Source organism: Desulfobacter latus (assembly GCF_013389365.1).
In the GTDB taxonomy this organism is placed as follows: domain Bacteria; phylum Desulfobacterota; class Desulfobacteria; order Desulfobacterales; family Desulfobacteraceae; genus Desulfobacter; species Desulfobacter latus.
Genome location: NZ_JACADJ010000190.1, coordinates 1 through 497, shown reverse-complemented (window position 1 = coordinate 497; position 497 = coordinate 1). Strand labels below are relative to the sequence as shown.

1 protein-coding gene is annotated in these 497 nt (G+C 46.1%); it reads right to left on the bottom strand.

The window, feature by feature from the left end; all coding sequences use genetic code 11:
* The coding region (locus HXW94_RS18935) for an Rpn family recombination-promoting nuclease/putative transposase (RefSeq protein WP_178368430.1) at positions 1-368 on the bottom strand (368 nt) is incomplete at its 3' end.
* Positions 369-497: the final 129 nt, after the last annotated feature.

The following is a 497-nucleotide window of genomic DNA, read 5'->3' as shown; positions in this document are numbered from 1 at the left end:
GGCAGAGAGTCCGGCGACTCTTTATGCTGCTTAATATACAGACGCCAGATCTTGACCATATATTCCAGCACCTGGAGATGCACAAACTTGTCATAATAGCTTTTGTGCTCAAACAACACATAGATGAACCCCTGACTGCCGCCTGTCAGATCCACCCGGTACAGAATATCGGAATAATAATCCGCAAGCTCTTTTTCAATGAAGCTGTCCTTGCTGATCTCCAGGGTATTCAAGTCTACCAGTTTCAGCACGTTGTCCGGCAGTTTGTCCGCTAAAAGGCTGCGGGCATTTTCCTTATTGCTGTAGATCTCCCTGAACACCTTATCATGGGGGTTGACCACCTTGCTGTTATTTTTCTCGTCTGTCATGCTGGAATTTTATCCTTAAGGGATAGAAAATGTGGCCTTGGTCATATTTTAGGCCATACGGATTTCCGGTAGGTTGGGTTGAGGAACGAAACCCAACGCCAATAAGTTGTTGGGTTTCGTTCCTCAACC